General features: G+C 61.8%; 9 protein-coding genes. 3 read left to right on the plus strand and 6 right to left on the minus strand.

Going from position 1 to position 7,468, the window contains the following annotated elements:
• Positions 1–3: 3 nt before the first annotated feature.
• Both EN879_RS17330 and EN879_RS17335 read left to right on the plus strand, forming a co-directional pair.
• Complete coding sequence (locus EN879_RS17330; protein ID WP_013529591.1) at positions 4–429, plus strand: Hsp20 family protein; 426 nt, start codon at positions 4–6, stop codon at positions 427–429.
• 65 nt (positions 430–494) lie between these two features.
• Positions 495–749, plus strand: a complete 255-nt coding sequence (locus EN879_RS17335) for a DUF1150 family protein (RefSeq protein WP_013529590.1) — start codon at positions 495–497, stop codon at positions 747–749.
• A 92-nt stretch (positions 750–841) separates the two neighbouring features.
• On the opposite strand, the gene ptsN is transcribed toward EN879_RS17335, so the two are convergent.
• From ptsN to lptC, 6 genes are all read right to left on the minus strand, one after another.
• Positions 842–1,306 (minus strand): PTS IIA-like nitrogen regulatory protein PtsN, encoded by a 465-nt coding sequence (gene ptsN, locus EN879_RS17340; RefSeq protein WP_013529589.1) that lies wholly within the window; start codon positions 1,304–1,306, stop codon positions 842–844.
• A gap of 121 nt (positions 1,307–1,427) precedes the next feature.
• On the minus strand, positions 1,428–2,012 hold the full coding sequence (raiA, locus tag EN879_RS17345) for a ribosome-associated translation inhibitor RaiA (protein ID WP_013529588.1): 585 nt from the start codon (positions 2,010–2,012) through the stop codon (positions 1,428–1,430).
• Between the two features lie 265 nt (positions 2,013–2,277).
• Positions 2,278–3,804: an RNA polymerase factor sigma-54 gene (gene rpoN / locus EN879_RS17350; RefSeq protein WP_127274149.1), complete on the minus strand. Its 1,527-nt coding sequence runs from the start codon at positions 3,802–3,804 to the stop codon at positions 2,278–2,280.
• A 199-nt stretch (positions 3,805–4,003) separates the two neighbouring features.
• Positions 4,004–4,822, minus strand: a complete 819-nt coding sequence (lptB, locus tag EN879_RS17355; protein WP_013529586.1) for an LPS export ABC transporter ATP-binding protein — start codon at positions 4,820–4,822, stop codon at positions 4,004–4,006.
• Positions 4,822–5,403, minus strand: a complete 582-nt coding sequence (locus EN879_RS17360) for an LptA/OstA family protein (protein WP_013529585.1) — start codon at positions 5,401–5,403, stop codon at positions 4,822–4,824. The genes lptB and EN879_RS17360 overlap by 1 nt, the downstream gene beginning before the upstream one ends.
• On the minus strand, positions 5,390–6,103 hold the full coding sequence (lptC, locus tag EN879_RS17365; RefSeq protein WP_013529584.1) for an LPS export ABC transporter periplasmic protein LptC: 714 nt from the start codon (positions 6,101–6,103) through the stop codon (positions 5,390–5,392). Before lptC ends, EN879_RS17360 begins: the two co-directional genes overlap by 14 nt.
• A gap of 404 nt (positions 6,104–6,507) precedes the next feature.
• On the opposite strand from lptC, the gene sppA reads away from it, so the two are divergent.
• Positions 6,508–7,464 carry a signal peptide peptidase SppA gene (gene sppA / locus EN879_RS17370; protein WP_027161328.1) on the plus strand — a complete coding sequence of 319 codons (957 nt, stop codon included), beginning with the start codon at positions 6,508–6,510 and terminating at the stop codon, positions 7,462–7,464.
• Positions 7,465–7,468: the final 4 nt, after the last annotated feature.

Below are 7,468 nucleotides of genomic sequence, written 5' to 3' on the forward strand. Positions count from 1 at the left end.
AACATGAGCCGAATGACGCCCTTTTCCAGCCCGCTTCTGCTTGGTTTCGACGCCATGGAAAAGACCCTGGAACGCCTGGCGAAGTCCGGTGACAGCTACCCTCCCTACAACATCGAACGCCTCAGCGGCGCCGACGGCAAAACCGAAAGGTTGCGCATCACATTGGCGGTCGCCGGTTTCGCCGAAAGCGATCTCGATGTCACCACGGAGGAAAACCAGTTGGTCGTGCGCGGCCGTCAGACCGACGACACCGAGCGCGAATTTCTTCATCGCGGCATCGCCGCGCGCCAGTTCCAGCGCTGTTTCGTGCTGGCCGACGGCATGCGGGTGATCGCAGCGGAGTTGAAGAACGGCCTTTTGGCGATCGACCTCGATCGGCCGGAGTCCGAACGGCTGGTACGGAAAATAAACATATCGGTGAAAGACTGATCTTTACCGATGGCTCTCATGCGGGATGGCCTTGAGCGGCGTCCTCGCGCCAAGGAGGCTTTGAAATGACCAGAACTGAAACTATCACCATGACCAATGGCGAATTCGCTCATCTCGGCGAGGGCTCGGTCGCTTATCTCAGAAAGGTCTCGAGCGACGAATTGCTCGGCCGTTTCCCCAATCTCGGCGAAATCGCTCCCGGCATGGAACTGTGGGCGCTGTTTGCAGCCAATGGCCAGCCGATCCTGCTTTCCGACGCGCGTGACCGCGCACTGGCCGGTGCCATGGAAAACGACCTGACCACGGTCGCCATCCACTAAGACCCAGCGCGCCGCCCTGTTAGGCGCGACCAGCAGGCTCAAACGCATAGGGCCGCCCGTGGCGGCCCTTGAAGTTCGTCTCACCAGAAAAATCAGGCCGCGTGCGAGGCCTGGGTGTCCGATAAAAGCGCGTGGATAGCCGCGGCGTCGCGCGTACCCCTGATCTTGGCCACCGTGTCGGCGTCACGCAGCACTCGCGCGATGCGCGACAGTGCCTTGAGGTGATCGGCACCCGCCCCTTCCGGCGCCAGCAGCAGAAACACCAGATCGACGGGCTGATCGTCCAGCGATTCGAAATCGACAGGCGTCTCCAGCCGGGCGAAAACACCTGCGATGCGCTTCACGCCGGCCAGCTTGCCGTGCGGGATGGCGATGCCGTTGCCGACGCCGGTCGAACCCAGCCGCTCACGCTGCAGGATGGTGTCGAACACCTCCCGCTCCGGAATGCCGGAAATCGCCGCCGCCCGTTCGGACAGCAATTGCAGCAGCTGCTTCTTGGAGTTCGCCTTCAACGCCGGCAATATCGCCGGAACGTTGATAAGATCGCTCAGATCCATGCTTGAAAATCCCTTGTTCGCCTGCCGTCACCAGTCCTCACCCCTCGTGCGGCCGGCTCTTATCCCAGTGCGACCTCGTCGTCACCGTGCGACCCTTGTCGTCACCGTGCGACCGTTGTCGTCACGCTTGTGCGACCTTGGTCGTCGACGGGTCGATCCAACCGATATTTCCATCGGGTCGGCGATAGACGATGTTGAGATGGTCGGTTCCCGCGTTGCGGAAGACGAAGACCGGGCTGTCCTTGGTGTCGAGCTCGATGACCGCCGACGCCACCGACATGGTCTTCAGCGTCATGGTTGATTCGGCGACGATGGCCGGCGCGAAATTCTCCGGAATGTCCTCGTCGTCATCGGCAAGCGGCGCCATCACCGTGTAGGCTATGTCGGTCGGTTGGCCGTTGGCGGCGCCCGAATTGTGCGATTTCAGCCGGCGCTTGTAGCGCCTCAGGCGGGTTTCCAGACGGTCCGCCGCCGCCTCGAAGGCAAGCGTCGGATCCTGGGCATCGCCGGTGGCCTGCAGCGAAGCGCCGGAATCCAGCCGGATCATGCAATCCGCCGAATAGCGCGAACCCGATTTGATGACCGTGACATGTCCGGCAAAGCCGCGATCGAAATATTTGCCGATCGCTTCGCCGACACGATCGTTGATGCGTGTCCGAAACGCATCGCCGATGTCCATGTGTTTTCCCGATATGCGCAGATTCATCTGAAAACTGACCTTCCTTGCTCAGGCTTCAAACTGGCCCGAGTTTATACTCGTGATCCGTGCGCACAAGCTTTGCGGCGTCACTTGCGCCGATTTTAAATCCAGACTTTCCGGTTGATCACAAGCCGCCCTTTGACCGTCCCGAGGCCAACGTCGTGACGGACCATCCGCATGCGGGCATCTAGCCCGTCTCATGCGGGCGGGCTTCTAGCCAGTTCACCGCGGCTTGTCAATGAAGTGCTGGCTTGTGGAAAATCGACCCGCCTCAGCGCCCGGCGCTGGCCATCGCACGTTTCTCGCGCCGGCGCTGCACCGAGGAGGGGATATTCATGCCTTCCCGGTACTTGGCGACCGTACGCCTTGCAATGTCGACGCCACTTTCGCGCAACATGTCGACGATTGCATCGTCGGAAAGCACGTCGACGGGCTTCTCCTCGTCGATCAACTGCTTGATGCGGTCACGCACGGCTTCCGAGGAGTGCGCATCGCCGCCGCCCGATGCGGCGATCGAGGCGGTGAAGAAGTAGCGAAGCTCGAACACGCCGCGCGGCGTCAGCATGTATTTATTGGCTGTGACCCGGCTGACGGTCGATTCGTGCATGCCGATGGCGTCGGCCACAGTGCGCAGATTGAGCGGCTTCAGCTGCCGCACGCCATGGACGAGGAAGGCGTCCTGCTGGCGAACGATTTCCGAGGCGACCTTGAGGATGGTCTTTGCCCGCTGGTCGAGGCTGCGCGTCAGCCAGTTGGCGTTCTGCATGCATTCGGCCAGAAAATCCCTTTCCGCCTGGTTCTTGGCCTGCGGAGAGACCTGGGCGAAATAGATATGGTCGACCAACACCCGCGGCAGCGTTTCGGCATTGAGTTCGACCGTCCAGCTGCCGTCATTGGCCGCGCGCACCTCCACATCGGCGACGATCGCGTCGCTGGCGCCGCCCGAAAACGCCATGCCCGGCCGGGGATCGAGCGCCCGGATTTCGGCCAGCATGTCGAGCAGATCCTCCTCGTCGACACCGCAGATCCGTTTCAATGCGTGAAAATCGCGCCGTGCCAGGAGTTCGAGATTGGCGACCAGCGCCTTCATCGCCGGATCGAGCCGGCTCCGCACGGCAAGCTGCAGCGACAGGCATTCGGCCAGGTCGCGGGCAAACAGGCCGGCCGGCTCGAAGGTCTGACACACCGCCAGCACCTTCGCCACGGCGGCGGCATCCGCACCGAGACGAGCGGCGATCTCGGCCAGATCGGCACGCAGATAGCCGGTCTCGTCAAGGCCGTCGGCGAGGTCGGCGGCGATCAGACGTGCAGCCGGATCGGCGAAGGCTAGCGCTACCTGTTCACCGACATGGTCGCGCAGCGTGATCGCAGCAGTCGCCATGTCGCCGGCGTCAAACCACTCGGATGAGGAACCCGCGCCATTGCCGGAAGCCGATTTCCATTGCGCCGTCAGGTCGGGACCGAGCCGCTCGCTGGTGCCCGGGTCGTCGGGAAACAGGTTTTCCAGCGACGTGTCGAGCTTGTCCGAGATCGCCTCCGCGCTCCACTGCGTCTCGTTTTCGAACCAGTCGCCTTCGCGGGCGGCTTGCGGCTCCGCCTCGATCTTCTGCGCCTGGTCGCTGGCGGCATCGTCCTGCGGCTCGGCGCGCTCCAGCAGCGGATTGCGCTCGATTTCCTCGTCGATGAAATGCTCGAGTTCGACATGGGTGAACTGCAGCAGCCGAATCGACTGCATCAGTTGCGGCGTCATCACCAGCGACTGCGATTGTCGTAGCTGTAGTTTGGCCGCCAACGCCATGGTTCGGTTTCAAACGCCTCGTCTACGCATCCGGACTTCCGGAAAGGAATTTTGCAGCCGGCCATAGAAACTGGCCCGGCTTTTGCTTGTCAAGGCAATTGGTAGCAAAACTCGCTTACCGGAGCGTTATCTCGGAGCAAAATCGAGGAAAAAGCGCCGCGCGAACCGCAAAAATCGTGTCAGGAAACAAATTTCACGCTCAGAGGGTGAAACCCTCGCCGAGGTAAAGTCGCCGCACATCCGGGTTTGCCACCACTTCGTCGGCCCTTCCATGGGTCAGCACCTGGCCGGCATGGATGATGTAGGCGCGGTCGATGAGGCCGAGCGTTTCGCGCACATTGTGATCGGTGATGAGGACGCCGATGCCGCGCGCCGTGAGGTGGCGCACCAGTTGTTGAATATCCGCGACGGCGATCGGATCGATGCCGGCGAAAGGCTCGTCGAGCAGCATGTAGGCCGGACGCGTCGCCAGCGCTCGCGCGATTTCCAAGCGTCGCCGCTCGCCGCCCGAAAGCGACATGGATGGCGCCTTGCGCAGATGGCTGATGTGGAATTCCTCGAGCAGTTCGTCGAGATTGCGCTCGCGCACCTTGCGGTCCTTTTCGACCACTTCCAGCACGGCGCGGATATTCTGCTCGACATTGAGGCCGCGGAAGATCGATGCTTCCTGCGGCAGATAGCCGATGCCGAGGCGTGCACGACGGTACATCGGCATCGACGTGACATCGAAGCCGTCGATCTCGATCGTGCCTTCATCCACCGGCACCAGGCCGGTAACCATATAGAAACAGGTCGTTTTGCCGGCGCCGTTGGGGCCGAGCAGTCCAACTGCCTCTCCGGCGCGCACGCCGATGGTGACGCCGCTGACGACCTTGCGGCCCTTGTAGCTCTTGGTCAGCCCCTTGGCGATCAGGGTTCCCTTGAACTTTCCCGCATCGACGGTCACCGTGGCCGGCGCCGAAAGCTTGCCGGCGGCCCGTCCCGGAAGACGCGCCGTCAGCGACGACAGGCTGGCCATCAGGGGTTCGTCGCTCCCGATTTCGGCGGCGGCGTGATCGACATCTGGACACGTTGCCCAGCGCATGGATCCACCTGAGCCAGCCCGCTTTTCATCTGCACGGTAAGTTTGCAGCCCACCAGAACGTTGTCGTTTTGCGACAGAACGACCTTTTTGCCCGAAAGCACCAGCACCTGGCTCTTCATATCGAAGCTGCCTTGATCGCCGGTCGCGATCTGCGCATCCGACTTGATATAGACCTTGTCGGAGATCTCCAGGTGGTCGATGTTGGCCGAGCCCGTCATCGCCGCACCCGCGGCCTCCGTGCCCTTGGCAGCGGCGTTGGGGTCCTTGACGTAGTAGACCGTCATCTTGCCGGCCTTCATCAATGTCGGCCCCTGGACGACGCTGACATTGCCCGTGAAGATGGCGACACTGTCGGCCTGGCGGACTTCCAGCTTGTCGCTCTCGATCTGGATCGGCTTGTCGCCGGACAGTTTGAGGCCTGATTGACTGGTCGTCTGCGCCCATGACGGCACGAGTCCGAGCAGCAGCAACGCTGAAGTTGCAGCCGCGAGCCGCGTCGAACTACTGAGCCGCATTGGTTTCTCCGCTGTTTCCCTGTGCCGCCTTCAGGGCGGCGGAATCGATGTTGACGCGCACTTTGTTCTCGAAAACCAGAATCTTGCCATTGTCCTGGACCGACATCGTATCCGCCGTGATCCGCGACCCGCCACGGCTGACATCGACGGGATCTCCTGTCTTCATAGTGCCTTTGCCCATGTCGAGGAAGACCGATTTGAACTTGGCCTGCATGCCGTCGGTCGTGGTGATCGTCACGTCGCTGGTCAGGTTCATCGTATTGCCGTCGCGATCGTAGGTGCCGTGCGAGGCCTTGACCGCCGCCACATTGTCGGACGCGATCGGCACCTTGGCGTCGATGCCTTCCAGCTCGATGATACCTTGCGTGCTGACATCCTGAATGGCACGCAGCGCCGTCATCGAATAAGGCTGCTTCTGCTTGGTGAAACCGTTGAGCTTGGGATTGGCCATCACCAGCTTGCCGTTGGAAAAGGCAGTGCCTTCCGCCTGAATCTTCACCGAGACGGGTGCGGCGAGATAGGAATAGACCGGGAAAGCGACCGCTATCAGTGCTGCGGCCACCGGCACGGCAAATTTGAGAACGCGCACGCGGCGCGAATGACGCTGTGCACGGTCGAAAGCATCGCCGCGCGTCCGGCCGTCCGCCGGGGGAGCCAACACCGCCTCGGCGTCGGTCGGTTCAATCGGTCGCGCTAACATTCACTGCTTTCTTCTAACCCTGCCCGCCCTTGGGCACCGCCTATAGGTGGGACGCCGGCGCTTTCAAGCAAGCACAAGCCCACGAAAACTGCAAAAATGTGACAGCCGCCTTTGTACAGACGAAAACGAAGTCCGCACAACTGCGTGTTCTCCATAGCAGAAACAGACACGCGGCGTAAAATTTATCAGCCATCGGTCTCGTCGCCCGACCTGGTGGCGATTGCACGAATATGTGAGCAGACCGACGCCTGGAGAGGGCCCGACCCGGCCCCGTCGACTGCCGACGCGGATAGCCACCTCACGTCCAGGCGCCGACTTGTCTCGCCATGCGCAAAAGAGAACTGCTTCCAGATGGGAGGATCATGGTCTAAAAGCGTCTCCTCCCGCCGACTGAAAGGCTGACCATGGCACTGAGAGCCGACGACCTGATCGACCGCCGCCGTTTGCGGCGCAAGCTGACATTCTGGCGCGTCGTCGCCATAGGCATCATAGCCCTTGGGGTGATTGCGCTTTCAACCTGGTTCTATGGCGACGATTTCGGCGGCTCGACGGTCGACCATATTGCCAAGGTCAAGATCGAAGGCACGATCACCGAGGACGAGGAACTGATCAAGCGGCTGGAAACCATCCGTCTTTCATCGAAGGTGAAAGGCGTGATCCTGTCGATCGATTCGCCTGGCGGCACCACCGTTGGCGGTGAATCGATCTATGAAGAAGTGCGCAAGCTGGCCGCCGACAAGCCGGTGGTGGCGGAAGTCGGCACGCTCGCCGCATCGGCGGGCTATATGATCGCCAGTGCCGCAGATCACATCGTTGCCCGCAAGACCTCGATCGTCGGCTCGATCGGCGTGCTGATCCAGTATCCCGACGTCAGCGGCCTGATGGACAAACTCGGCGTCAAGCTGGAGGAGGTGAAATCCTCGCCGCTGAAAGCCGCGCCCTCTCCCTTCAAGCCGACCAATGACGACGAGCGCGCCATGGTTCGCAAGCTCATCCTCGACAGTTACAACTGGTTCGTCGACATCGTCGCCGAACGCCGCAAGATGAGCCGCGAACAAGCGCTGGTGCTTGCCGACGGCTCGATATTCACCGGTCGCCAGGGCGTTGCCAACGGGCTGATCGACGCCGTCGGTGGCGAGACCGTGGCGGTCGACTGGCTGGCGACCAAGGGCGTCGATGCCAAGCTCAAGGTCGTCGAGTGGAAGGATACCGAACGGCGCAGCGGCTTCCTGTTCTCGAAAGCGATGGCGCAAACGATCGGCAGTGCGCTCGGCCTGCCCGCCTACAGCAGCGACGTCATCCATGAACTCGGAGCCGACCGCTTGTTTCTTGACGGTCTCGTTTCCGTCTGGCACCCTTGAGAAG

Source organism: Mesorhizobium sp. M7A.F.Ca.AU.002.02.1.1, assembly GCF_003998535.1.
Lineage (GTDB): Bacteria > Pseudomonadota > Alphaproteobacteria > Rhizobiales > Rhizobiaceae > Mesorhizobium > Mesorhizobium ciceri.

Bases quoted from the DNA above. Each gene is read 5' to 3' on its own strand.
- EN879_RS17330 (WP_013529591.1), top strand. From the start codon at position 4: ATGAGCCGAATGACGCCCTTTTCCAGCCCGCTTCTGCTTGGTTTCGAC.
- EN879_RS17335 (WP_013529590.1), top strand. From the start codon at position 495: ATGACCAGAACTGAAACTATCACCATGACCAATGGCGAATTCGCTCAT.
- ptsN (WP_013529589.1), bottom strand. From the start codon at position 1,306: ATGGATCTGAGCGATCTTATCAACGTTCCGGCGATATTGCCGGCGTTG.
- raiA (WP_013529588.1), bottom strand. From the start codon at position 2,012: ATGAATCTGCGCATATCGGGAAAACACATGGACATCGGCGATGCGTTT.
- rpoN (WP_127274149.1), bottom strand. From the start codon at position 3,804: ATGGCGTTGGCGGCCAAACTACAGCTACGACAATCGCAGTCGCTGGTG.
- lptB (WP_013529586.1), bottom strand. From the start codon at position 4,822: ATGGCCAGCCTGTCGTCGCTGACGGCGCGTCTTCCGGGACGGGCCGCC.
- EN879_RS17360 (WP_013529585.1), bottom strand. From the start codon at position 5,403: ATGCGGCTCAGTAGTTCGACGCGGCTCGCGGCTGCAACTTCAGCGTTG.
- lptC (WP_013529584.1), bottom strand. From the start codon at position 6,103: ATGTTAGCGCGACCGATTGAACCGACCGACGCCGAGGCGGTGTTGGCT.
- sppA (WP_027161328.1), top strand. From the start codon at position 6,508: ATGGCACTGAGAGCCGACGACCTGATCGACCGCCGCCGTTTGCGGCGC.